This is a genomic window from Streptomyces sp. NPDC104761 (genome assembly GCF_055583445.1).
Map to the genome: position 1 here is coordinate 32,631 of NZ_JBVJNZ010000011.1, position 24,352 is coordinate 56,982.

Annotated in this window: 20 protein-coding genes and 1 pseudogene; 10 read left to right on the forward strand and 11 right to left on the reverse strand. The window is 70.7% G+C overall.

The annotated features are described in order from the left end of the window. Positions 1-43: 43 nt before the first annotated feature. The gene (locus ACZ63F_RS27545) at positions 44-1,999 is read right to left on the reverse strand and encodes a YncE family protein (protein WP_469714626.1); all 1,956 of its coding nucleotides are present in this window, start codon (positions 1,997-1,999) and stop codon (positions 44-46) included. Positions 2,000-2,264: 265 nt separating this feature from the next. After that, positions 2,265-2,747, reverse strand: coding sequence for an SseB family protein (locus tag ACZ63F_RS27550; protein WP_093500683.1), 483 nt, complete (start codon positions 2,745-2,747; stop codon positions 2,265-2,267). A gap of 176 nt (positions 2,748-2,923) precedes the next feature. On the opposite strand from ACZ63F_RS27550, the gene ACZ63F_RS27555 reads away from it, so the two are divergent. The 3 genes from ACZ63F_RS27555 to ACZ63F_RS27565 all read left to right on the forward strand — a co-directional run bounded on the left by ACZ63F_RS27555 (position 2,924) and on the right by ACZ63F_RS27565 (position 6,458). Further along, complete coding sequence (locus ACZ63F_RS27555; RefSeq protein WP_469714628.1) at positions 2,924-4,750, forward strand: acyl-CoA dehydrogenase; 1,827 nt, start codon at positions 2,924-2,926, stop codon at positions 4,748-4,750. An 83-nt stretch (positions 4,751-4,833) separates the two neighbouring features. After that, positions 4,834-6,132 (forward strand): M18 family aminopeptidase, encoded by a 1,299-nt coding sequence (locus ACZ63F_RS27560; protein ID WP_469714630.1) that lies wholly within the window; start codon positions 4,834-4,836, stop codon positions 6,130-6,132. Positions 6,133-6,209: 77 nt separating this feature from the next. Further along, a complete protein-coding gene (locus tag ACZ63F_RS27565; protein WP_352355642.1) occupies positions 6,210-6,458 on the forward strand; it encodes a DUF6458 family protein in 249 nt (82 codons plus the stop codon). Between the two features lie 566 nt (positions 6,459-7,024). On the opposite strand, the gene ACZ63F_RS27570 is transcribed toward ACZ63F_RS27565, so the two are convergent. After that, on the reverse strand, positions 7,025-8,836 hold the full coding sequence (locus ACZ63F_RS27570; RefSeq protein WP_469714632.1) for an NHL domain-containing thioredoxin family protein: 1,812 nt from the start codon (positions 8,834-8,836) through the stop codon (positions 7,025-7,027). A gap of 71 nt (positions 8,837-8,907) precedes the next feature. Continuing rightward, complete coding sequence (locus tag ACZ63F_RS27575) at positions 8,908-9,300, reverse strand: cupin domain-containing protein (protein WP_469714634.1); 393 nt, start codon at positions 9,298-9,300, stop codon at positions 8,908-8,910. Between the two features lie 52 nt (positions 9,301-9,352). On the opposite strand from ACZ63F_RS27575, the gene ACZ63F_RS27580 reads away from it, so the two are divergent. Together ACZ63F_RS27580 and ACZ63F_RS27585 are read left to right on the forward strand one after the other, a co-directional pair. Next, complete coding sequence (locus tag ACZ63F_RS27580; RefSeq protein ID WP_469714636.1) at positions 9,353-10,360, forward strand: GlxA family transcriptional regulator; 1,008 nt, start codon at positions 9,353-9,355, stop codon at positions 10,358-10,360. After that, the gene (locus ACZ63F_RS27585) at positions 10,357-10,851 is read left to right on the forward strand and encodes an LURP-one-related/scramblase family protein (protein WP_469714638.1); all 495 of its coding nucleotides are present in this window, start codon (positions 10,357-10,359) and stop codon (positions 10,849-10,851) included. The genes ACZ63F_RS27580 and ACZ63F_RS27585 overlap by 4 nt, the downstream gene beginning before the upstream one ends. Before the next feature lie 12 nt (positions 10,852-10,863). Here the strand turns inward: ACZ63F_RS27585 and ACZ63F_RS27590 are convergent, their stop codons facing one another. Further along, positions 10,864-11,685 carry a carbon-nitrogen family hydrolase gene (locus tag ACZ63F_RS27590; protein ID WP_469714640.1) on the reverse strand — a complete coding sequence of 274 codons (822 nt, stop codon included), beginning with the start codon at positions 11,683-11,685 and terminating at the stop codon, positions 10,864-10,866. A 182-nt stretch (positions 11,686-11,867) separates the two neighbouring features. On the opposite strand from ACZ63F_RS27590, the gene ACZ63F_RS27595 reads away from it, so the two are divergent. Together ACZ63F_RS27595 and ACZ63F_RS27600 are read left to right on the forward strand one after the other, a co-directional pair. Then, complete coding sequence (locus tag ACZ63F_RS27595; RefSeq protein WP_469714642.1) at positions 11,868-12,692, forward strand: maleylpyruvate isomerase family mycothiol-dependent enzyme; 825 nt, start codon at positions 11,868-11,870, stop codon at positions 12,690-12,692. 57 nt (positions 12,693-12,749) lie between these two features. After that, positions 12,750-13,514 carry an SAM-dependent methyltransferase gene (locus ACZ63F_RS27600; protein ID WP_469714644.1) on the forward strand — a complete coding sequence of 255 codons (765 nt, stop codon included), beginning with the start codon at positions 12,750-12,752 and terminating at the stop codon, positions 13,512-13,514. A gap of 193 nt (positions 13,515-13,707) precedes the next feature. Here ACZ63F_RS27600 and ACZ63F_RS27605 read toward each other — a convergent pair whose 3' ends face one another. Then, positions 13,708-15,009, reverse strand: a complete 1,302-nt coding sequence (locus ACZ63F_RS27605; protein ID WP_469714648.1) for an MFS transporter — start codon at positions 15,007-15,009, stop codon at positions 13,708-13,710. Then, on the reverse strand, positions 15,006-15,656 hold the full coding sequence (locus ACZ63F_RS27610) for a GntR family transcriptional regulator (RefSeq protein WP_382725302.1): 651 nt from the start codon (positions 15,654-15,656) through the stop codon (positions 15,006-15,008). Before ACZ63F_RS27610 ends, ACZ63F_RS27605 begins: the two co-directional genes overlap by 4 nt. Positions 15,657-15,853: 197 nt before the next feature. Here ACZ63F_RS27610 and ACZ63F_RS27615 point away from each other — a divergent pair, with 197 nt between their 5' ends. Beyond that, positions 15,854-16,753 (forward strand): D-alanyl-D-alanine carboxypeptidase family protein, encoded by a 900-nt coding sequence (locus ACZ63F_RS27615; RefSeq protein WP_469714654.1) that lies wholly within the window; start codon positions 15,854-15,856, stop codon positions 16,751-16,753. Between the two features lie 66 nt (positions 16,754-16,819). Beyond that, positions 16,820-16,990 (forward strand): annotated as a pseudogene (locus ACZ63F_RS27620) (DNA-binding protein); the annotation flags it as partial. 185 nt (positions 16,991-17,175) lie between these two features. Here ACZ63F_RS27620 and ACZ63F_RS27625 read toward each other — a convergent pair. From ACZ63F_RS27625 to pdhA, 3 genes are read right to left on the reverse strand one after another with little or no spacing between them, the layout of a single operon-like run. After that, on the reverse strand, positions 17,176-18,627 hold the full coding sequence (locus ACZ63F_RS27625; protein WP_469714656.1) for a dihydrolipoamide acetyltransferase family protein: 1,452 nt from the start codon (positions 18,625-18,627) through the stop codon (positions 17,176-17,178). A gap of 10 nt (positions 18,628-18,637) precedes the next feature. Then, positions 18,638-19,618 (reverse strand): alpha-ketoacid dehydrogenase subunit beta, encoded by a 981-nt coding sequence (locus ACZ63F_RS27630; RefSeq protein ID WP_469714658.1) that lies wholly within the window; start codon positions 19,616-19,618, stop codon positions 18,638-18,640. A gap of 2 nt (positions 19,619-19,620) precedes the next feature. Next, positions 19,621-20,823, reverse strand: a complete 1,203-nt coding sequence (gene pdhA / locus ACZ63F_RS27635; protein ID WP_469714660.1) for a pyruvate dehydrogenase (acetyl-transferring) E1 component subunit alpha — start codon at positions 20,821-20,823, stop codon at positions 19,621-19,623. Positions 20,824-21,379: 556 nt separating this feature from the next. Between pdhA and ACZ63F_RS27640 the strand changes: the two genes are divergently transcribed. Beyond that, the gene (locus ACZ63F_RS27640) at positions 21,380-22,396 is read left to right on the forward strand and encodes a phosphotransferase (protein ID WP_469714662.1); all 1,017 of its coding nucleotides are present in this window, start codon (positions 21,380-21,382) and stop codon (positions 22,394-22,396) included. Between the two features lie 51 nt (positions 22,397-22,447). Here ACZ63F_RS27640 and ACZ63F_RS27645 read toward each other — a convergent pair whose 3' ends face one another. Beyond that, positions 22,448-24,034 carry a protein kinase domain-containing protein gene (locus tag ACZ63F_RS27645; RefSeq protein WP_469714664.1) on the reverse strand — a complete coding sequence of 529 codons (1,587 nt, stop codon included), beginning with the start codon at positions 24,032-24,034 and terminating at the stop codon, positions 22,448-22,450. Between the last annotated feature and the right edge of the window lie 318 nt (positions 24,035-24,352).

Genomic DNA, 24,352 nt, shown 5'->3' on the forward strand with positions numbered 1-24,352 from the left:
GGAGGACATTCCCTCCGGGCCCGGTCGTTCCCCGATCAGTGGATCAGTTGCTGAAGTAGAGGTAGTTCCACGCACCGTAGGTCGTGGAGTTCACGGTGTCGCCGGACGAGCCGTTGACGTACACCGACCGCATCCGCGCCCGGATGCCGGACTCGCCGGGGGCGTCGAACTGCACGGCCGTCTTGCCGTTCGTGCCGAGCCTGAAGTACTCGGAGTCCGTCTGGTACCACTTCCCCTGGTAGTAGATCTCCAGGTCCAGGCGGTGCTCACGGCCCGGGTAGTAGGTCATGGTCGTGTTGAACACCGGGCCGGTGTTCTTGTGGAACCAGCGGTACGACGTCGAACCGATCTTCGCCGTCTTGTAGTACTTGGAGAGCGAGGTGGAGATCTTGACCCGCGCGTAGGCCGTGGCCTTGACGGTCTTGGGCGCGTAGCGCGCGTCGCCGTCGAAGACCGCGGAGACGGCCGTGTCCCGGGTCATGTCCACCCAGGCGGCGATGTTCCCGTGGGAGTCCACCTTGCCGCTCTTGATCAGCTTCTTGCCCTTGTCACCGCCGAAGGGGTCCGCGTAGATCTTGACCGTGCGGTTCTTGTACGTCGTCCCCAGGTGCGCGGTGAACTTCACGTCGGTGCCGTAGTTGTACAGCTTGCCGTTGTTGTTCAGGCTCAGGCTCGTGCCCGCGCGCGAGACCGCGACCTTGTCGGAGGCGGTGGCCGTGGTGTGGCCGGCGTCGCCCGCGTAGGTCACCTTGTAGGTGACCGTGCCGCCGGCCGGCGGGGTGTCGGCGAAGGAGTACGTGCCGTCCGCCTTGACGGTGACGGCGGCGAGCGCCTTCCCGCTGGGGCTCTCGATGTCGGTACGGGTCACGGAGAGCTTGGCGCCGGCGGGCAGCGGGACCGTCGCCGAGAGCTTTCCGGTGACGGTGAGCTTCTTGGCGCGAGGCGCCGAGCTCGGGGCGTTGACCGTGAGCGTCGGCACGTTGAGCGTGGGCTGGGTCAGGGCCTTGAGCGTAAAGCTGCTGCCGCCGTTCGGGACCAGCGCGAAGATCCGCGAGGAGTCCGGTGCCCAGCGCAGGTTTCCGGCGGCGTAGTCGGCGGAGCCGGCGGAGTAGGTGCGCAGCGGCGTGGTGGCGTCGGGCCGGTAGACCGCGACCTTGCCGGCGTTGAACTGGGCGACCAGTCCGTTCGGCGCGATGTCGGCGCCCCACGCTCCGGGGTAGGAGCCGGCCTTGCTGAACTTGCCGTCCGCCCACGCGTCCCGGTCGGTGCCGTTGACCAGCACCTGGTCGGCGCCGGGGACGAGGTCGATGTCCGCGATGCCGTTGTTCAGGGTGTAGTCGCCGAAGTACCAGGCGGTGGCCTTGGGGGCCGCGCCCGACACGTCGAGGACGGCCATGGAGTCGGTGGAGATGCCGGTCTGGCCGACGGCCAGCACGCCCGGCCGGTTGGGGTCGGTGTCCAGCAGCGCCTGGCCCCAGAGGCCGACCGAGGTGCCCTCGGTCGGGAACTGCGCCATCGCCACCGGGTCGGTCCCGCCCGCCGGGTCCACCGACGGGTCGATGGAGCCGATGTCGCCGTCCCACTGGTCGCCGTACGAGAACCACGCCTTGCCGCCGGTGAAGGCGAGGTGGCGGGGGCCGGTGTCGGTCGGGATGCTGTACGTCGCCTTCACGTCCAGCGTGGCCGGGTCCAGGGCGAGGATCTGGTGAGTGTTGGGCAGGGCCGCGTACAGGGTGCTGCCGTCGTCCGACAGGGCCAGGTCGCTGACGCTGCCCAGGCCGGCGTTCGAGTCGACGAGGGTGCCGTTGTAGTCGGAGGCGAGGATCCGGCCGTTGGCCGCGTCGCCGACGAACACCCGCTGGAGCGGGCCGTCCACGACGAACCCGCCGATGTTGGTGACGGTGGTGCCGGCGGCCGAGGCGGTCCCGGCCGCCACGACGCTCAGCGCCGCCGAGCTGAAGACGACCGCGAGCGCCGTCGCGACCGAAGTGCTGCGCATGCGCACAGTGATGAAACCCCCAGTGAGAACCCGGGTTCGCCGGGCGGATGAGAGCGCCGCGCGGCGCCCGGACACGACCGCACAAGAGCGGTTGCACACGGGGCGCGGCTGCCAGGGGCAGCCTATGGCATGGCTGTGACAAACAGGGGGTGAGTTTCCAGAGGACAGAAGGACAGCGCCCCGTCAGGGGCGCGAGGAACTGCGCGACCAGCCACGACGGCGCCGCAGACAACCGACCGCCCATCGCGGCCCTGTCGGCGAAGCGCTAGCCGTACATCCGCCGCATCGCGAACTCCACCATCTGCTCGACCGCCTTGGCGTCGAAGACCATCCGGTGCTCGCCCTCCATGTCCAGGACGAAGCCGTAGCCGGTCGGGAGGAGGTCGATCACCTCCGCGCCGGTGATCACGAAGTACTTGGACTCCTTGCCCGCATACCGGCGCAGTTCCTTCAGCGAGGTGAACATCGGGATCACCGGCTGCTGGGTGTTGTGCAGGGCCAGGAACCCGGGGTTGTCGCCGCGCGGGCAGTACACCTTGGACGTGGCGAAGACCTGCTGGAAGTCCTCCGCGGTCACCTGACCCGTGGTGAAGGCACGGACCGCGTCCGCGAGGGACGGCGGGGACGGCTCGGGATAGAGCGGCGCCTGCTGGCCGTAGCCGCCGAGGCCGCCCGGCATCTGCTGCTGCGGCTGGGCGTACTGCTGCTGCGCGGCCCCACCGTCCATGGGCTGGCCGTATCCATACATGCGCGCAAGCCTACCGAGACACGCGGCGTCCGCGAGAAGGTAGACCCTTCTCACACTTCACCCGATGGGGGTTGCGTCTTATTACCGACGGGTAGCATCATCGGAGCTACTCGTTGGTATGTGAAAGCTTGCGCGAGGATTCAGTGCCTCGCCGATCCGGATACGGAGCCGTCACCATGGGGCACTACAAGTCCAATCTCCGCGACATCGAATTCAACCTGTTCGAAGTGCTCGGGCGCGACAAGCTGTACGGCACCGGCCCGTTCGCCGAGATGGACACGGACACCGCGAAGAGCGTCCTGGAGGAGCTGACCCGGCTCGCCGAGAACGAGCTCGCGGAGTCCTTCGCCGACGCCGACCGCAACCCCCCGGTCTTCGACCCGGAGACCAACACCGCCCCGGTCCCGGCCTCCTTCAAGAAGAGCTACAAGGCCTTCATGGACTCCGAGTACTGGCGCCTCGGCCTGCCGGAGGAGATCGGCGGCACGACCGCTCCCCCGTCGCTGATCTGGTCGTACGCGGAGCTGATCCTCGGCGCCAACCCGGCCGTGTGGATGTACTCCTCCGGTCCGGCGTTCGCGCGCATCCTCTTCGAGGAGGGCACCGAGGAGCAGAAGAAGTGGGCGCAGATCGCCGTGGACCGCACCTGGGGTTCGACCATGGTGCTCACCGAGCCCGACGCGGGTTCGGACGTCGGCGCCGGCCGTACCAAGGCGGTCCAGCAGGAGGACGGCTCCTGGCACATCGAGGGCGTGAAGCGCTTCATCACCTCGGGTGAGCACGACATGGAGGAGAACATCCTCCACTACGTCCTCGCCCGTCCCGAGGGCGCCGGCCCCGGCACCAAGGGCCTGTCCCTCTTCCTCGTCCCGAAGTACCTGTTCGACTTCGAGACCGGCGAGCTGGGCGAGCGCAACGGCGTCTACGCGACGAACGTCGAGCACAAGATGGGCCTGAAGGCCTCCAACACCTGCGAGATGACCTTCGGCGACCGCCACCCGGCGAAGGGCTGGCTGATCGGCGACAAGCACGACGGCATCCGCCAGATGTTCCGGATCATCGAGTTCGCCCGCATGATGGTCGGCACGAAGGCCATCTCCACGCTGTCCACCGGCTACCTGAACGCGCTGGAGTACGCCAAGGAGCGCGTCCAGGGTCCGGACCTGGCGAACTTCATGGACAAGACCGCGCCCAAGGTCACCATCACCCACCACCCCGACGTCCGCCGCTCGCTGATGACGCAGAAGGCGTACGCCGAGGGCATGCGCGCCCTGGTCCTCTACACCGCCTCGATCCAGGACGCCATCGCCGTCAAGGAGGCGAACGGCGAGGACCCGAAGGCCGAGCACGCGCTCAACGACCTGCTCCTGCCGATCGTCAAGGGCTACGGCTCCGAGAAGGGCTACGAGCAGCTCGCGCAGTCGCTGCAGACCTTCGGCGGCTCCGGGTTCCTCCAGGAGTACCCGATCGAGCAGTACATCCGCGACGCCAAGATCGACACCCTGTACGAGGGCACCACCGCCATCCAGGGCCAGGACTTCTTCTTCCGGAAGATCGTCCGCAACCAGGGCGCGGCGCTGAACTCCCTCGCCGAGGACATCAAGAAGTTCCTCGCGCTGGGCACCGGCGGCGAGGAGCTGGCAGGCGCCCGCGAGCACCTCGCGAAGGCCGCCGTCGAGCTGGAGGCGATCGTCGGCCTCATGCTGACCGACCTCGCGGCCACCGAGCAGGACGTCAAGAACATCTACAAGGTGGGCCTCAACACCACCCGCCTGCTGCTCGCCTCCGGTGACGTGATCGTCGGCTACCTGCTGCTCAAGGGCGCCGCGATCGCCGCCGAGAAGCTGGAGACGGCGTCCAGCAAGGACAAGGCCTTCTACACCGGCAAGATCGCGGCGGCGAAGTTCTTCGCGGCCAACGTGCTCCCGGGCGTCACCCTGGCCCGCAAGGTCGCGGCCGACGTCGACCTCGACCTGATGGAGCTGGACGAGGCCGCCTTCTGACCCTCCCGGCCGACCCGGTCCGCCGCGGTGGCCCGCTCCCTCTCCGGGGGAGCGGGCCACCGTACGTCGTTAAGGTGAAGCACATGAGCGAACCCTCCCGCTTCGATCGCGGCCACACCGACGACCTGATGTCCTTCCTCGCGGCCGGCCCCACGCCGTACCACGCCGTGGCGAGCGCCGGCGCACGGCTGGAGAAGGCCGGTTTCCGGCAGGTCGCCGAGACGGACGCCTGGGACGGCACCGCCGGTGGCAAGTTCGTGCTGCGCGGCGGCGCGATCATCGCCTGGTACGTCCCGGAGGGCGCCGCGCCCCACACGCCGTTCCGGATCGTCGGCGCCCACACCGACTCCCCCAACCTGCGGGTCAAGCCCCGCCCGGACAGCGGGGCGCACGGCTTCCGCCAGGTCGCCGTGGAGATCTACGGCGGACCGCTCATGAACTCCTGGCTCGACCGGGACCTGGGCCTGGCCGGCCGGCTCAGCCTGCGCGACGGCTCCACCCGCCTCGTCGACGTGGACCGGCCGCTGCTGCGGGTGCCCCAACTCGCCATCCACCTCGACCGTTCGGTCAGCGGCGAGGGTCTCAAGCTCGACAAGCAGCGCCACCTCCAGCCCGTCTGGGGCCTCGGCGACGACGTCCGCGACGGCGACCTGATCGCCTTCCTGGAGCAGGAGTCGGGCCTGCCGGCCGGCTCGGTCACCGGCTGGGACCTGATGACCTACACCGTCGAACCGCCCGCCTACCTGGGCCGCGACCACGACATGCTGGCCGGTCCCCGGATGGACAACCTGCTCTCCGTGCACGCCGGTACGGCGGCGCTGGCGGCCGTGGCGACGGGCGGCGCCGAACTGCCCTGCATCCCCGTCCTCGCCGCCTTCGACCACGAGGAGACCGGCTCCCAGTCCGACACGGGCGCGGACGGCCCGCTGCTCGGCAGCGTGCTGGAGCGCTCGGTGCTGGCGCGCGGCGGGTCGTACGAGGACCGGGCGAGAGCCTTCGCGGGCACCGTCTGCCTCTCCTCCGACACCGGTCACGCCGTCCACCCCAACTACGCGGAGCGGCACGACCCGACCCACCACCCCCGCCTCAACGGCGGCCCGATCCTCAAGGTCAACGTCAACAACCGCTACGCCACGGACGGTTCGGGCCGGTCGGTGTTCGCCGCCGCCTGCGAGAAGGCCGGGGTCCCGTTCCAGACCTTCGTCTCCAACAACTCGATGCCCTGCGGCACCACGATCGGCCCGATCACCGCGGCCCGGCACGGCATCCGGACCGTCGACATCGGCGCGGCGATCCTCTCCATGCACAGCGCACGCGAACTGTGCGGCGCCGACGACCCGTTCCTGCTGGCGAACGCGCTGGTGGCGTTCCTGGAAGGCTAGGTGCACATGTCCCGCCCGCCCCTGGGTACCCGGAGTGGACCGGAACCACCACCGAACCTGAAGGGGAGGCAACGCTCATGGGGCTCGGCGGGTGCATCATCCTCATAGCCGTGGGGGCCATCCTCACGTTCGCGACCGACTGGCACATGAACGGCGTCAACCTCGACGTCGTCGGACTGATCCTGATGGCCGTCGGCATCATCGGCGTCGCCACGTTCAGCAGCATCGCGAGCCGACGGCGCGTCATGGTGCCGCCGACGACAGTGGTCGAGGAGGAACGGCACCATCACCACCGTGACGGATATGGCGACGGGTACGGCGTGTAACGGACATCGCGGCACCCACAGGGTCATCACAGACAGACGCGAGCAATCCGTTACGGCTTTCAGCTACCGGAGTTGTACGGATTTCGTGAAGACTTCTGATCACTGACGGGCTGGCCCGGAAGATCACCTTCCGGTCCCATCGAGGCCTTCACGACAGGGGGTACCGAGCCGTGCGCCGTCACGCCACGCGCCGTGCCCACGCCGCGCCCGAGGAACCGGGCGACAGGCCCGGGCTCGCCGTCCTGATCCCGGCACACAACGAGCAGGAACGTATCTCCGCCGCGATCGACGGCCTCTGGGAACAGACCCGCCCACCCGAGGCAACACCCACAAGAAGGCCGGTGCCCTCAACCAGGCCACCGCCTGGGTGCTGCCGCACCTGGACGACCGGGTGGTGGCGGCCACGACGCTGGTGGCGGCCGGGGTTGCGGTGTTCAAGCTGGTCCCGCGGAGGCGGTAGCCGGTCCGTTCGTGTGGTGACTGCGGGCGCGTGGGGGCTGGTCGCGCAGTTCCTCCCCCAGCCTTCGGCCGGGGGTACCCCCAGCGCCCCTTTCGGGGCGCTGTTCCTAGGTGTCCTGATCCATCCCGGCCAGGACAAGCGGAAGACGACTCGCCCCACCCTCCGTGATCCGCACCGGCACCCCCCAGTCCTGCTGGTGCACGTGGCAGGCCGGGTACTGGTTCGCCGGGTCGTCGTCGCAGGACGCGGCCATCGCCGAGACGTGCAGGACGCCTTCCGGCACGGCCGGGTTCAGGTCCAGCTCCCTCGACAGGTCGGTGTCGGCGCCGTCGCCCTTGAGCAGCAGCTCCGGCGGGGTCGAGGAGACCAGGAGCCGGGTCGACGGACCGTACCGGGTGTCCAGCTTCTGGCCGGCCGGGGCCTGGAAGACGACGTCCAGCCGGAGCCTGCCCGGAGCGACCTCGGTCGCCGCGCGCTGGGTGCGGTGGGCGACCGACTCCACCCGGACCGCCTCCTCGGGCAGCCGCAGCCGGGTCAGCCGGTGCCGGGCCGACTCGACGACCACGATCTCGTCGCCTGCCAGCACCGCGTCGCTGGGCTCCCGCAGGTCCGTCGCCAGGGTGGTGACCTGGCCGGTCGCCGGGTCGTAGCGGCGCAGCGCGTGGTTGTAGGTGTCGGACACGGCGACCGAGCCGTCGGGCAGGGCCGTGACGCCCAGCGGGTGCTGGAGGAGGGCCTGCCCGGCGGCGCCGTCCCGGTGACCGAAGTCGAAGAGGCCGGTGCCGACGGCCGTGTGGACGTGTCCGTCCGGATCGACCCAGCGCAGGGCGCTGGTCTCGGAGTCGGCGAGCCAGAGCCGGTCGGCGGTGGCCGCGAGGCCGGACGGCTGCGCGAACCACGCCTCGGCGGCCGGGCCGTCGACCAGCCCCTCGTTGGTGGTACCGGCGGCGACCGCGACCGTCCTGGTCTCGGGATCGTACGTCCACAGCTGGTGAACGCCGGCCATGGCGATCCACACCTTGCCGCCGAAGACCGCCACGTCCCAGGGAGAGGACAGGTCGATCTCGCGGGCCGGGCCGGCGGTCGGGGAGCCCTGCCACCACTGCCGGCCGGTGCCGGCGAGCGTGCTCACCGCACCCGTGGCCGGGTCGAGGCGGCGCAGCGCGTGGTTGACCGTGTCCGCGACGACCACCGAGCCGTCGTCGAGCAGCGCGAGGCCCTGCGGCTCGTTGAAGGCGGCGGTGTCCCCCGTGCCGTCGGTGAGACCGCGCGTGCCGGAGCCGATCCGCCTTACGACCGTCTCCGCGTCCTCGGCCAGCTCCACCAACTGGTGCCGGGTGGTGTCGCTGACCAGGAAGTTCCCCGAGGGCAGCAGCAGGGCCTTGCCGGGGAAACGCAGGGCCGTCGGCTCGGGCTCCGGCGCCACGTACGGGCCGTCGCCGCGGCGCAGGGTGCCCTTCGCCTCGTGCTCCGCCTCCAGCTCCTCGACCAGCCGCGCGATGGCGTGCGCGTGCCCCTCGCCGGCGTGCTGGGCGACGACGTACCCCTCCGGGTCGATCACGACCAGCGTCGGCCAGGCCCGGACCGCGTACTGCTTCCAGGTCGCGAGCTCCGGGTCGTCCAGGACCGGGTGCTCCACGCCGTACCGCTCCACGGCGTCCACGACCGCCTGGTGCTCGGCCTCGTGGACGAACTTGGGCGAGTGCACCCCGACGATCACCACGGTGTCCCGGTGCCGCTCCTCCAGCTCACGCAGCTCGTCGAGGACGTGCAGGCAGTTGATGCAGCAGAAGGTCCAGAAGTCCAGGACGACGATGCGTCCTCGCAGGTCAGCGAGGTTGTACTGCTTGTCACCTGTGTTCAGCCAGCCGCCCTTGCCGACCAGCTCGGGGGCCCGGACACGTACGCGTTTCGCCATGGTCCAAGCCAACCACAGCGCGCGCGGCGCTGTTCCTCACCGATGCTCCACGGCCGGAGTCCGCGGCCCGGTCAGGTGAGGACGTGTCCGGTCGTCGCGTCCACGTGCCCGGGAACCTCGTCGTGCCGATCGCCCACCGTGAGGGTTCCGGTGGGCTCGAAGAGCAGGATCTCGGTGGGCACACGCGCGTGCGGCTTGTGCTCGGTGCCCCTGGGGACGGTGAAGACCGCGCCCTTCGGGAGGACGACCGTGCGCTCGCCGGCCGGCTCCCGCAGGGCGATGCGCAGTTCGCCCTCCAGGACCAGGAAGAACTCGTCGGTGTGGTCGTGCACGTGCCAGAGGTGCTCGCCCTCGACCTTGGCGACGCGGACGTCGTAGTCGTTGACGGCGGTGACGATGCGGGGGCTCCACAGCTCGTCGAAGGAGGCGAGGGCGTGGCCGAGGGAGACGGGTTCGCTGGTCATGCAACCACCCTGAGGCTTCGGCCGACGTCTGCGTGAGTGCTAGAAATGGCATATGGCGCAAGGATCCTCTCAGTCGACACGGTCGACTCACCGGGTGGCCGTGATCGTCGACGCGGGCACCAATCCGTTCGAGGTCGGGGTCGCCACCGAGTTGTTCGGGCTGCCGCGGCCCGAGCTGGGGATGTCCGTCCCGCCGTACGAGGTGACGCTCTGCGCGCCCACGCCCGAGGTGCGCATGAACCACGGCTTCTTCACGCTCAGTGGGGTAGCGGGGCTGGAGGCCGTGGACGGGGCGGACACGCTCGTCGTACCGGGACGGCCCGACAACGTCGTACCGCGCGGTGCCGACGTTCTCGACGCCGTCCGGCGCGCACACGCGCGTGGGGCACGGATCGTGAGTTTCTGCACCGGGACCTTCGCGCTCGCCGAGGCCGGGCTGCTGGACGGACGGCCGGCCACCACGCACTGGCGCTGGGCGGACGCCTTCCGGGAACTGCATCCCCGGGTGCTGCTCCGGCCGGACGTGCTCTTCGTCGACGACGGCGACCTGCTCACCGCCTCGGGCAGCGCGGCCGCGCTCGACCTCGGGCTGCACGTCTGGCGGCAGGACCACGGCGCCGAGATCGCCAACGCGGTGTCCCGACGGCTGGTGTTCGCCTCGCACCGGGACGGCGGACAGCGGCAGTTCGTGGAACGGCCGGTGCCCGAGGTACCGGACGCATCGCTCGGCCCGCTGCTGGCCTGGGCGCAGGAGCGGCTCGGACAGCCGCTGACCGTGACGGACCTCGCCGCGCGGGCCGCCGTCTCCCCCGCCACCCTGTACCGCCGGTTCCGCGCGCAGCTGGGCACCACCCCGCTGGCCTGGCTGACGGCGGAGCGGGTGGCCCTCGCCTGCCGGCTGATCGAGCGTGGGGAGGAACGGCTGGACGTGGTGGCGGCGCGCAGCGGGCTCGGCACCGCGGCCAACCTGCGGGCGCGCCTGCGGCGCGGGACGGGACTCAGCCCGTCGGACTACCGGCGGCGTTTCGGGCCGGCGGGGCGGGAAGGGGTACGGGTATGAGATTCCTGGTACGCGACCGGCTCCTCGGCTTCGGTGAGGACTACTGGATCGAGGACGAGCGCGGCGACAAGGTCTTCCTCGTCGACGGCAAGGCCATGCGGGTGCGCGACACGTTCGAGCTGAAGGACCGGCACGGGCGCGTGCTCGTCGACTTCCACCAGAAGATGTTCGCCCTGCGCGACACGATGGTGATCGAGCGCGAGGGCGAGCCCCTGGCGACCATCAGGCGCAAGCGGCTGTCGCTGCTGCGCAACCACTACCGGGTCCGCCTGGTCGACGGCACCGAACTCGACGTCAGCGGCAAGATCCTCGACCGGGAGTTCGCCGTCGAGTACGACGGCGAACTGCTGGCCGTGATCTCCCGGCGCTGGCTGCACGTGCGGGAGACCTACGGCGTCGACGTCGTACGGGACGACGCGGACCCGGCGCTGCTGATCGCGGTGGCGGTGTGCGTGATCCACCTCGCCGACAAGGAACGGGACGGGGAGTAGGGGGCCAGAGGGCTAGCGGTGGCGCGGTGGGGCCAGGCCGAGGAGGCGGTCCTTGAGGGCCGGGAACTGTTCGCGGGTCGCGGCGACCCTGGCCGGGTCGAGATCGACGGTGAGGATCTCCTCGCCGGTGCCCGCCTCGGCCAGCACCTCGCCCCACGGATCGACCACGATCGAGTGACCGGCCTGCGGAACTCCGGCGTGCGTCCCGGCCGTTCCACACGCGAGCACGAACGCCTGGTTCTCGACCGCCCGCGCCTGGGCCAGCAGCGTCCAGTGCGCGCGTCGCCGCTCGGGCCAGCCCGCCGGGACCACCAGCGTCTCGGCGCCGGCGTCGACGAGTCCGCGGAAGAGTTCGGGGAAACGGAGGTCGTAGCAGGTGGCCAGGCCGAGTGTGGTCCCGGGCAGCCGGACCGTCACCAGCTCCTGTCCCGCGCCCATCAGCACCGCCTCGCCCTTGTCGAAGCCGAAGCGGTGGATCTTGCGGTAGGCCGCGGCCAGCTCACCGGAGGGGGAGAAGACGAGCGCCGTGTTGTAGAGGGGGCCGTCCTCCGCGGCGGAGCCGCTGTCGGCTGGAGCCCGCTCGGGGATCGAGCCGGCGTGCAGCCAGACGCCCGCCTCGCTGGCCGCCTTCGCCATCGCCTCGTACGTCGGGCCTTCGAGCGGCTCGGCCTGCGCGGCGAACTCCTCGTAGGCGAACGCACCCGTCGTCCACAGCTCGGGCAGGACGACGAGATCGGCGTCCGCCTGCTCGCGCACCAGTGCGGTCACGCGCTGCCGACGAGATTCGACCGATTCGCCCTCGTTTACGTCGATCTGGATGAGCGAGGCGCGCACACTACCACCGTCCTGGCATTCGAGCCGTCCACACGGGCCTACGATCGTCACACGAAAGCACTGCCGGGGTGCCTCACAGCAGCGTAACTTAGCGTTTCAAGACACCCGCCGACAGCAGCCACCTCCCGCTGGCAGCGCCGCCATCACCTGCCCGAGTACCGACCGCCGAGGGGTCCCGTTCCGTGAGTCTGCATCCCACCCTCCAGCCCTACGCCGACGCCTGGACCCACTCCATCGAAGCGATATCCGAGCTGGTGACGCCGCTCGTCGAGGGCGAGTGGAACCGGCGGACCCCGTGCCCGGGCTGGTCGGTCCGGGACGTGGTCTCCCACGTCATCGGCCTGGACTGCGAGATGCTCGGCGACCCGCGCCCCATCCACACCCTGCCGCGCGACCTCTTCCACGTCACCAACGACCAGCAGCGCTACATGGAGATGCAGGTCGACGTCCGCCGCCACCACACCGCGCCGGAGATGACCTCCGAGCTGGAGTACGTGATCATCCGCCGCAACCGCCAGCTGCGGAACGAGTCGCGGGACCCGGGCGCCAAGGTCCGCGGCCCGCTCGGCAGCGAGCTCACCCTCGAGGAGTCGATGCGCGGCCACGCGTTCAACGTGTGGGTGCACGAGCAGGATCTGCGGGCCGCCCTCGGACGCCCCGGCAACCTCGACTCCCCGGGTGCCCACATCGCCCGTGACGTGCTGCTCGCCGAGCTGCCCGCCGTCGTCGCCGAGAAGGCGAACGCCCCGCGCAGTTCGGCGGTCGTCCTGGACGTGCACGGCCCCGTCGAGTTCATGCGCACCATCCGCGTCGACATCCAGGGCCGCGGCACCCTCGAAACCGCCCCCGCCCTCGGTCCCGCCGCCACCTTCACCCTCGACTGGGAGACCTACGTCCGCCTGGCCTGCGGCCGCACCACCCCGGACGCGGTCGCGGACCGGGTGAAGGCGGAGGGCGAACCGGAACTGACGGCGGCGATCCTGCGCCACTTCGCGGTCACGCAGTAGCGGGGGCCGCGGTAAATCGGTGTTCCGGGCCGGCCCCCGGGATCTACCGTGCCCGCCATGACAGTCGCCTCCACACCGCATGACGACCTCCCGCCCCGGCTCACCCGGCTCACCTTCCACGGCCCGCTCTCCGAGGCTCGCGCGACCGGGATGGTCCGGCGCCTCGCCGCGACCCGGCCGTCCACCGTGCTGGACATCGGCTGCGGCTGGGGCGAGTTGATGCTCCGCCTGCTGGACTCCCTGCCCCAGGCACAGGGGATCGGGGTGGATCTGCGGGAGGAGGATCTACGGCGCGGGCGGCGCAACGCCAGGGCGCGGGGACTCACGGAACGGGTGAGCTTCCTCCGCGAGTCCGCCGTGGACACCCGGCGCGGCCCGGCCGACGTGGTGCTGTGCCTCGGGGCGAGCCAGGCGCTGGGCGACGGTCTCGGGCCGGCCCTGCGGGAGCTGCGGCGGCTGGTGGCCGACGGCGGGCGCGTCCTGCTCGGCGAGGGCTTCTGGCAGCGCACGCCGACCGAGGCGGAGCTGGCCGGAATGTGGCCGGGCGCCTCGGCCACCGACCACCACGACCTGGCCACCCTGACCGACCTCGCGGTGGCCGCCGGCTTCCGTCCGGAGTGGATCGAGACGGCGAGCCTTGAGGAGTGGGAGGAGTTCGAGTCGGCCTACCAGGCGGACACGGAGGTATGGCTGGCAGCCAACCCCAGCCACCCCCTCGCGACGGAGACCCGGTCCCGCCTGGACACCCACCGCGCGGCCTGGCTGACGTACCGCGGCGTACTGGGCCTGACCTACCTGACCCTCGTACCGACGACGACTTGACCCGGCCCGCGGAAAGCCGCCGCCGGCGAGGGCCACCCCAGGTCGCCCAGCCTCTCGGCCCACCGCAAACGGGGGGTGCGCGGGTGGGATAGAAGGCGACTACGCACGGAAAGCCGCCGCCGGCGAGGACCCCCACAGGTCACCCAGCCTCTCGGCCCACCGCAAACGGGGGGTGCGCGGGTGGGAGAAGGAATCACGCAGGCACGTGCACCGTCTCCACCCGGCTCGCCACCAGCCGCTCCCGCTCCCGCCGGACCGCCCGCCCCCGCAACCGCAGGATCTGGCTCACCCCCAGCGCCTGCAGCACGAACACGCAGGAGAAGGCCACCGTGTAGTCGTCACCGGTGGCATCCAGCAGCACCCCCACCGCGAACAGCGTCGTCATCGAGGCCGTGAAACCACCCATGTTGGTGATCCCGGACGCGGTCCCCTGTCGTTCGGGCGGGTTGGCGGGCCGCGCGAAGTCGAAGCCGATCATCGACGCCGGTCCGCACGCGCCCAGCACCGCGCACAGCACCACCAGCAGCCACATCGGCGCACGGTCGGCCGGATACACCAGCGTCGCCGCCCACACCACGGCCGTCGCCCCGACCGTGCCCAGCACCAGCGGCAGCCGCGCCGCGTGGTGACGGGCGATGATCTGGCCGTAGACGAGGCCGATCACCATGTTGGAGAGGACCACCAGGGTCAGCAGTTCGCCGGCGGTGGCGCGGGACAGCCCCTGTGCCTGGACGAGGAACGGCAGCCCCCACAGCAGCAGGAACACCATCGCCGGGAACTGGGTGGTGAAGTGCACCCACAGCCCCAGCCGGGTCCCCGGCTCCCGCCAGGACGCGGCAATCTGCTTCCGTACGTACCCCGCCCCCTGGTGCGGGAACGGCTCCGGCTCGTACCCCTCGGGGTGGTCCTTCAGGAGGCACAGGACGAGGACCAGCACGACCGCACCGGCGAGCGCGCTACCCGCGAACGCGGGGGTCCAGCCGATGCCGTGCAGCAGCCGGGCCAGGACCAGCGTGGAGACGAGGTTGCCCGCCATGCCGACGAGACCGGCGAGCTGGGCGACGAGCGGCCCGCGCCTGGCCGGGAACCAGCGGGTGCCGAGCCGCAGCACGCTGATGAAGGTCATCGCGTCACCACAGCCGAGCAGCGCGCGCGAGGCGAGCGCGGTGCCGTACGACGGGGAGAAGGCGAAGCCCAGCTGCCCGGCGGTGAACAGCACGGCGCCGATGGACAGGACCTTCTTCGTGCCGAGACGGTCGACCAGCAGGCCGACGGGTATCTGCATGCCGGCGTAGACCAGCAGCTGGAGTATCGAGAACGTGGACAGCGCCGAGGCACCCACATGGAAGCGGTCGGCCGCGTCGAGACCGGCGACCCCGAGGGACGTACGGAAGATGACGGCGACGAAGTAGACCGAGACGCCTGTGCTCCAGACCACGACGGCCCGGCGGCCGCCCGGCGGATCACCGGGCAGCGACACGCTGTCGCGGCTCATCGGACCTCACCCCGCGCCAGGTGCGCGAACCAGTCGACGTGCCGGTGCACGAGGCCGACCGCACGCTCGGCGTCCCCGGCGCGCAGCGCGTCCAGGATCTCCTCGTGCTCGGTCAGCGACTTGGCGATGCGGTCGGGGTGGGCATGCATGATCGCGACGCCCATCCGCAGCTGTCGGTCGCGCAGCTGGTCGTAGAGGCGGGAGAGGATCTCGTTGCCGCCGTCGCGGACGATCGCGGCGTGGAAGCAGCGGTCGGTGACGGCCGCGGCGGCCAGGTCGCCCGCGGCTGCCTCGGCCTTCTGCCGGTCGAGCAGTTCCTGGAGCCGGGCCACCAGCCCCGCCGACGCCGGTACGGCCTTGCGCACCGCGTGCTCCTCGACCAGCATCCGGGTCTCCACCACGTCCGCGATCTCCTGCGCGGAGACCGGGAGCACCATGGCGCCCTTCTTCGGGTAGAGCTTGATGAGACCCTCGACCTCGAGACGCAGCAGCGCTTCCCGTACCGGGGTGCGGGAGACTCCGACGGCCTCGGCGAGCTCGCCCTCGGTGAGGAGCGTGCCACCTTCGTAGTGGCGGTCCAGGACGCCTTGCTTGACATGGGAGTAGACGCGGTCGGCGGCGGGGGGCTGCTTGACGGCCAGGCTCATGCCCACAGCTTAGATACAACACGTACGCAAGCGGCACGGTCGTCCACCATCCGGACGTGATGTAAATCGCTCTCAGCAGCCGCACAACCATCTGTGCTACTTACGTGTCACACACGTGCGGCCCCATTCGCTTCGGCACCCCCAACTCGGCCGCACGCCAGGGGCATTACGACTCGACTCGACTCGGGGTATTTCAGTTGATTACCGGTATTAAGGGCACTCGCCTCCGCAAGGCCGCCGCCGTCGCCGTCACGTCCGGCGCGATGCTGGCGACCGGGGCCCTCACCGCGGCGCCCGCGCAGGCCGTCACCGCGCCCACGATCGTGGCCAAGGGCGGCTTCGTCATGAACAACGCGAACGCCAAGACGCTGTACACCAAGGCAGCGGACACCAAGCTGTCGACCGGTTCGACCACGAAGGTCATGACCGCCAAGGTCGTGCTCGCACAGTCGAACCTGAACCTCGACAAGAAGGTCACGATCCAGAAGGCGTACAGCGACTACGTCGTCGCCAACAACGCCTCCCAGGCGCACCTGATCGTCGGCGACAAGGTCACCGTCCGCCAGCTGCTCTACGGGCTGATGCTGCCCTCCGGCTGCGACGCCGCCTACGCGCTCGCGGACACGTACGGCTCGGGCACCACCCGCGCCAAGCGCGTCGCCAACTTCATCTCCAAGATGAACACCGCCGCGAAGAACCTGGGTCTGACCCACACCCACTTCGACTCGTTCGACGGCATCGGCAACGGCAACAACTACTCGACGCCGCGCGACCTGACGAAAATCGCCAGCAGCGCGATGAAGAACTCCACGTTCCGCACGGTCGTCAAGACCAAGTCGTACACCGCGAAGACGATCACCAAGACCGGTTCCACCCGCACCATGGGTACCTGGACCAACACCAACACGCTGCTCAGCAGCTACAGCGGCGCCATCGGCATCAAGACCGGCTCCGGCCCCGAGGCCAAGTACTGCCTGGTCTTCGCCGCGACCCGCAACGGCAAGACGGTCATCGGCACCGTCCTCGCCTCCTCCTCGATCACCCAGCGCGCGACGGACGCCACGAAGCTCCTGAACTACGGCTTCACGAAGATCTGACCCGCCTGGAACCAAGCCGACAAAGGCCCGCCGCAACCCGCGCGGCGGGCCTTTCGCCATACCCGGATGCCCGACTGGCGGCGCCGGTTGTCGGTGACCGAGGACGTGTGGACGGTGGCGGTCGTGATCGCCCCCGTCCTTGTCGAGAAGGGTGAGCTGCGCGAGCCGCTCGAATCGATCGCCGCGCGCACCGGCCTGACGGTGCACCGCGTCAACGAGTGTCTCCGGCTGCTGCGCTAGCACGCCTGCATTCACTCGCGGGGTGGGACGGAGGAGGGGGCACCGCAGCTTAGGCCCTCGGAGTTGAGAGTGTCCCGAGACCGTAACCAGAAGTGAGACTCTCGGCGTTCCCGCAGCTCGAAGAAGGGCGAGACCGTGACTGGACGTCACGGTCTCGCCCTTCTCTCACTTCTCCCCGGGGTTCACCCCCAGGTGATCAACCGCTTCGGCTGTTCCAGGATCGCCGCGATGTCCGCCAGGACCTTGGAACCCAGTTCGCCGTCGACCAGGCGGTGGTCGAAGCTCAGCGCCAGTGTGGTGACCTGGCGCGGCTTCACCTTGCCCTTGTGGACCCACGGCTGGAGCTTGATCGCGCCGACGGCGAGGATCGCAGCCTCGCCCGGGTTGAGGATCGGCGTGCCCGTGTCGATGCCGAAGACGCCGACGTTGGTGATGGTCACCGTGCCGCCCTGCATCGCGGCGGGTGACGTCTTGCCGTCCCTGGCCGTCCCGACCAGCTCACCGAGCGCCTCCGCCAGTTGCGGGAGCGTCTTCGCGTGGGCGTCCTTGATGTTCGGCACGATCAGGCCGCGCGGGGTGGCCGCGGCGATGCCCAGGTTGACGTAGTGCTTGAGCACGATCTCCTGGTTCGCCTCGTCCCAGGACGCGTTGATGTCCGGGTTGCGCTTGATGGCGACCAGCAACGCCTTCGCGATGAGGAGGAGGGGGTTGACCCGGAGGCCCTGCAGGTCCTTGTCCTGCTTCAGCTCCTCCACCAGCCTCATCGTGCGGGTCACGTCCACCGTCACGAACTCCGTGACGTGCGGGGCCGTGAACGCCGAGCCCACCATCGCCGCCGCCGTCGCCTTGCGGACCCCCTTGATGGGGATGCGGGTCTCGCGGGCGTCGCCGGGAGAGGCGGCCGCCGGGGTCACAGCGGTCTCAGGGGCCGTCGGCTGCGGCACGGCCGCCGGTACGGCCGTCGGCGCCGCCACCCCCGCCACCGCCGCGTGCACGTCGTCGCGCGTGATGATCCCGTCCGGGCCGGACGGCGTCACCGTGGCAAGGTCGACGCCCAGGTCCTTCGCCAGCTTGCGCACCGGCGGCTTCGCCAGCGGGCGGGGGCGCTCCTCCACCGCGGCAGGGCCGGGGGCGGGCACGGGGGTGGCGACCGGCGCCGGGCCGTGGCCGTTCAGCTCCTGCTGGACCGCCGCCTGGACCGCCGCCTCGGCGACGGTGGTCTCCGGGCCCTTGCGCGGGCGGCGCTTGGTGGAGGAGGCCGCCACGCCGTAGCCGACGAGGACCGGCTGGCGGCCCTCCGGCTTCTTCTCGGGCTCCGGCGCCGTGGCCGTGGCCGGGGCCGGAGCCGCGGCGGGCTCCTCGGCCGGCGCTCCGCCCGACACGTCCACCGCGATGATCGCGGTGCCCACGTCCACCGTGGTGCCCTCGGCGAAGCGCAGTTCGCGGACCACGCCGTCGTAGGGGATGGGGAGTTCGACGGCCGCCTTCGCCGTCTCGACCTCGCACACCACCTGGCCGTCGCTGACCGTGTCGCCGGGCTGGACGTACCACTTGAGGATCTCGGCCTCGGTGAGCCCCTCGCCCACGTCCGGCATCCTGAACTCGCGTACGGACGCTTCCGTCATCGTCGTCACGACCCTCTCCTCAGTACGCCAGGGCACGGTCGACGGCGTCGAGCACCCGGTCAAGGCCCGGAAGGTACTCCTCCTCCAGGCGGGCCGGCGGGTAGGGGGCGTGGTAGCCGCCGACCCTGAGGACCGGGGCCTCCAGGTGGTAGAAGCAGCGCTCGGTGATGCGGGCGGCGATCTCCGCGCCCGAACCGAAGAACACCGGTGCCTCGTGGACCACGACCAGCCGGCGGGTCTTCTCGACCGAGGCCTGGACCGAGTCGAAGTCCAGCGGGGAGACGGACCGCAGGTCCAGGACCTCCAGGGACTTGCCCTCCTCGGCGGCCGCGTCGGCGGCCTCCTGGCAGAGCTTCACCATCGGGCCGTAGGCGGCGAGGGTGAGGTCGGTGCCCTCGCGGACCACGCGGGCCTTGTGCAGCGGGCCCGGGATGGCCTCGGTGTTGACCTCGCCCTTGTCCCAGTAGCGGCGCTTGGGCTCGAAGAAGATCACCGGGTCGTCGCTCTGGATGGCCTGCTGCATCATCCAGTAGGCGTCCGAGGAGTTGGACGGGGAGACGATCTTGAGTCCGGCCACGTGTGCGAAGAGCGCCTCGGGGGACTCGGAGTGGTGCTCGACCGCGCCGATGCCGCCGCCGTAGGGGATGCGGACGACGACCGGCATCCTGACCTTGCCCAGCGAGCGGGCGTGCATCTTGGCGAGCTGGGTGACGATCTGGTCGTACGCCGGGAAGACGAAGCCGTCGAACTGGATCTCCACCACCGGGCGGTAGCCGCGCAGGGCGAGGCCGATCGCCGTGCCGACGATGCCGGACTCGGCGAGGGGGGTGTCGATGACGCGGCTGTCGCCGAAGTCCTTCTGCAGGCCGTCGGTGACCCGGAAGACGCCGCCGAGCTTGCCGACGTCCTCACCCATGACGAGGACCTTGGGGTCCGACTCCAGGGCGCGGCGCAGCGACTCGTTGATCGCCTTGGCCAGAGCCATCTTTTCCGCTGCCATGGTCAGACCCCCTCTACGTCCGCGAACGACGCCTGGTAGGCGGCGAACTGGGCTCGCTCCTCGTCGACGAGCGCATGCCCGTCGGCGTACACGTTCTCGAAGATGGCGAAGTTGTCCGGGTCCGGCATGGCCCGTACCGCTTCGCGCACTCGCCTGCCCAACGCCTCGGACTCGGCCTCGAGTTCCGCGAAGAATCCCTCGTCCGCGTGGTTTGCGGTCTCCAGGTAGCGGCGAAGACGCAGGATCGGGTCCTTGGCCTCCCAGGCCTCGCGCTCCTCGTCGGCCCGGTACTTGGTCGGGTCGTCGGAGGTGGTGTGGGCGCCCATCCGGTAGGTGAAGGCCTCGACGAGCGTCGGGCCCTCGCCGCTGCGGGCGCGCTCCAGTGCCCACTTGGTGACCGCGAGGCAGGCCAGCACGTCGTTGCCGTCGACCCGGACGCCGGGGAAGCCGAAGCCCTGGGCGCGCTGGTAGAGCGGGACGCGGGTCTGCTTCTCGGTGGGTTCGGAGATCGCCCACTGGTTGTTCTGGCAGAAGAACACCACCGGGGCGTTGTAGACCGCGGCGAAGGTGAACGATTCGGCGACGTCGCCCTGGCTGGAGGCGCCGTCGCCGAAGTAGGCGATGACCGCCGAGTCCGCGCCGTCCTTGGCGACGCCCATCGCGTAGCCGGTGGCGTGCAGCGTCTGGGAGCCGATGACGATCGTGTAGAGGTGGAAGTTGTTGCTGTTGGGGTCCCAGCCGCCGTGGTTGACGCCGCGGAACATGCCCAGCAGGTTGGTCGGATCGACCCCGCGGCACCAGGCGACACCGTGCTCGCGGTAGGTCGGGAAGACGTAGTCGTCCTCGCGGGTGGCCCGCCCGGAGCCGATCTGGGCGGCCTCCTGGCCGAGCAGGGACGCCCACAGGCCCAGTTCGCCCTGCCGCTGCAGGGCGGTGGCCTCGGCGTCGAAGCGGCGGGTGAGCACCATGTCGCGGTACAGACCGCGCAGCTCCTCGGGGGTGATCCCGGCGACGTACGCGTCGTACTCGGCGTTCTCGACCCGCTTGCCCTCGGGGGTCAGCAGCTGCACGAGCTCGGGTTCGGTGCTCTTCTTCGTGGTGGTGCGGCTGGTGGTGCGCTTGGTGCCGGTCTTGCTGCCGGTGGTACCGGCCTTGCCTGCGGCGCTGCGTCGCGGTGTGCCCGCGGCACTGCTGTCCACGCTCACGTGTGCTCCTCCGTCGGTCCGGCCCCCGGGGTTGCCGGGTGAACCAGTGCGGCTCACCTGCTTCCGACACCCGTGGCACGGGGTGTGTGCCACTCGGCCGGGAACAGGCGTGACAGGTGCCCCGGCGAGCGCCCTGCAGCATGCACGTTACCCAGTGCTCCACATTTCTGTGAAACCCCTCCTGACCTGCGATTTTGCTTGGAAATCCAAGTACTTTTTGCTTGGGATTCCTAGTAAATCGTCGAGGGCCGGAAGGACGCTGGTCAGAGCCTTGCAGGAGGCCGGAGCTACGGCACGTTATCCCGCCGGCCGGGGCCACGGGAAGACATCGAGGTGTCCGGTCCGCTCACCAATGGCCGGGCGCGCGCCGAGTGCGGCGCCGCGACCCTACGCCCCACGCCACGCCGCCGGAGGCCGTCTTTCGCACTTGTATTCGCTGCGGTCCCTCACATGACCGAAAGTGACCATCGGCGACTGCCTGCGACAACGCCCAGCTCACCGCAGTGACGCTTGCCCTAGCATCTGGCGCGTGCCGCGCTCATGTGTACCACCCCTCGTGCCTCACGCGCCCCCTTTGGGCGCCCTGCTCCGGCGGTACGCCGCCGGTTCCGCGCTCGCCTGCGAACCGGTCGAACAGGGGCTGCTCAACCGCGGCTACCGCCTCTGCACCACCCGCGGCCGCTACTTCCTGAAGCACCACTTCGACCCCGACACCGCCGACCCGGCCGCCATCGAGCGGCGCCACCTGGCCACCCTGCGGCTGGCCGCCCTCGGCGTCCCGGTCGCCCCGCCCCTCGCCGACCGCGACGGGCGCACGGTCGCCGTCGTCGGCGGCCACGCCTACGCGCTGCACCCCTGGATCGACGGCCGGCACCGGCACGGCGGACAGCTCACGCGCGGGGAGTGCGTGCGGCTCGGCGCGCTCCTCGGCGCCGTGCACGCCTGTCTGGAGCGCGTGATGCCGCCCAAGGGGCGCACCCGCCCGGCCACCAGCCCGCATCCCGTCGAGAGCGCCGACCCCGCCGACACCTTCGCGCTCATCGACCACCTGCTCGCCCACGTCAGTCGGCACCGCCCCGCCGACGCCTTCGACGAACTCGCCCGCCACCGGCTGCTCGAACGCCGCGCCCTCCTGGAGCAGCACGCCGCCCGCCGGCCCCCGCGCGGCGCCTCGGTGGGCTGGGTGCACGGCGACTTCCACCCGTTCAACCTGCTCTACAAGGACGACGCGCCCGCCGCGATCGTCGACTGGGACCGGCTGGGCGTCCAGCCCCGCGCGGAGGAGGCCGTCCGCGCCGCCGCGATCTTCTTCGTGCGCCCGGCGGGGGCGCTCGACCTGCGGAAGGTGCGGGCGTACGCGCGGGCGTACCGGCGCGCGGCCGGAGCCACGCCCTCGGAGCTCGCGGCGGCCGTGCACCGCGTGTGGTGGGAGCGGCTCAACGACTTCTGGATGCTGCGCTGGCACTACGAGCGCGGCGACACCCGCGCGGACCCCCAGTTCCCGGCCGCCTCGGCGCTCGCCGTGTGGTGGACCGGGGAGTACGACGCGGTGTGCGACGCGTTCGTGCGGTAGCCGTCGCCGGGGGCCGATGGCCGCCGGTCAGCCGAAGGGTGTCGGTGTCCTTCAACCGCCGCCGACACCGGTGCCGGCGATCGAGCCGGCGTCGGTGCCGCCGTCGCTGCCCGCGCCTGTCGTGTCGGAAGGCTGCGTGTCCGGCGAGCTCTCGGTGTCGGTCGGCTGCGAGGCGCTCGCCGTGTCGCTCGGCTCGTCGCTCGGCTCGCTGCTCTGGGTCTGGGACTGGGTGTACGACGGGGTCTGCGAGGGCGTGTAGCCGGAGTTGTCGTTGTTGCCCGAGCCGCTGTCGTCGGTCGCCGTGTCCGTGGCCGTGTCGCTGGCCTCGTCCGACGGGCTGGAGCTGGGCGTCGCGTCCTTGGTGGTCTGCGAGACGGTCGGGGACTGCGACGCACCGCTGCCGCCGCCGTCGCCGCCACCGCCCTTGTTGAGTGCCAGGGCGACGCCCGCCGCGATGGCGATCACCGCGAGGACGGCCAGGATCCACAGCTTGCCGCGGCCGCTGCCCCTGTTGCCGTGCCCCTCGAAACCGCCGTCGTCCCCGGCCCCGTAGCCGCCCGGCAGGATCGGCTGCGGGATCTGCGTGGTCCCCGCGCCGGCCGCCGGGTGCGGCATCGCGGTCGTACCGGCGAAACCGGCTGCCGGGGTCTGCCGGCCGTCGTGCACCGTGACCGGGCCGGTGTTCCAGGTGCCGGTGTGGCCGCCCTGGTCGTACAGCATCTGCAGGCCGTACTGGACCAGGCCGCGCATCTCCTCTGCGGTCTGGAAGCGGTCGTCGGGCTCCTTGGCGAGCGAGCGCATGACCAGGCCGTCCAGCTCCGGAGGGGCCGCCCCCTCGGAGGCCTGGGAGGGCGGCACCGGGATGTCCTGGACGTGCTGGTAGACCACCGCCAGCGGGGTCTCGCCGATGAACGGGGGCCGCAGGGCGAGGAGTTCGTAGAGCAGGCAGCCGGTGGCGTACAGGTCGGAGCGGTGGTCGACGGCCTTGCCGAGCGCCTGCTCCGGGGAGAGGTACTGGGGCGTGCCCATGACCATGCCGGTCTGCGTCATCGTCGTGGACGCGCCGTGCAGCGCGCGGGCGATGCCGAAGTCCATCACCTTGACGGCGCCGTTGTGCGTGATGATCACGTTGGCGGGCTTGATGTCACGGTGCACGATGCCGTGCTGGTGCGAGTAGGCCAGCGCGTCGAGGACACCGGAGACGATGATCAGGGCCTGCTCGGGGCCCGGGGCCTCGGCGTTGATCAGCAGGTCGCGGATGGTGCGGCCCTCGACCAGCTCCATCACGATGTACGGCACGGACTGGCCGCCGACCACGTCCTCGCCGGAGTCGTACACCGCCACGATCGCGTGGTGGTTGAGCCCCGCGACCGACTGTGCCTCGCGCGTGAAGCGGGCCTTGGAGACCGGGTCCTCGGCGAGGTCGGCCCGGAGCAGCTTCACGGCCACGGTACGGCCGAGCCGTACGTCCTCGGCCGCGAACACCTCGGCCATGCCGCCCCGCCCGAGCCGGTGGGTCAGCCGGTACCGGCCGTCGCCGACCAGGCCCTGGTTGCCCCACATCTCCGGCGCGTCTGACATGCCGCCGCCAGTCGCCTCGGGGTCGGACGGGCCCTGGGCGCTGTGCGTCTGTGCCATCGGTCCTCGCCGTCGTTTCTGCCCGCGGTGCGCGCGGTGTTGTCACGGTCTCCGTCGGCCACGCTACAGCCTCCGCGCAACCCGTCGGTCCGGGATCCGGCCCGTGGACGGACCGGCCATCAAACCCGTACCACTCGTCGTCGTGCAAATTCTGTGTACCGGACGTAGGCCCCCTGTAACGCTTCCGCGGCCGTTCTTTCGCGTACGGTCACGGAACGGGCACCGCGCTTGACGTGCCGGTGCCCTCCGGCAGACTTGGCCGGGAACGGGACATTCGATCAACAAGGGTGCCCGAGTGCCGGGCGGGGGACGGGGAAG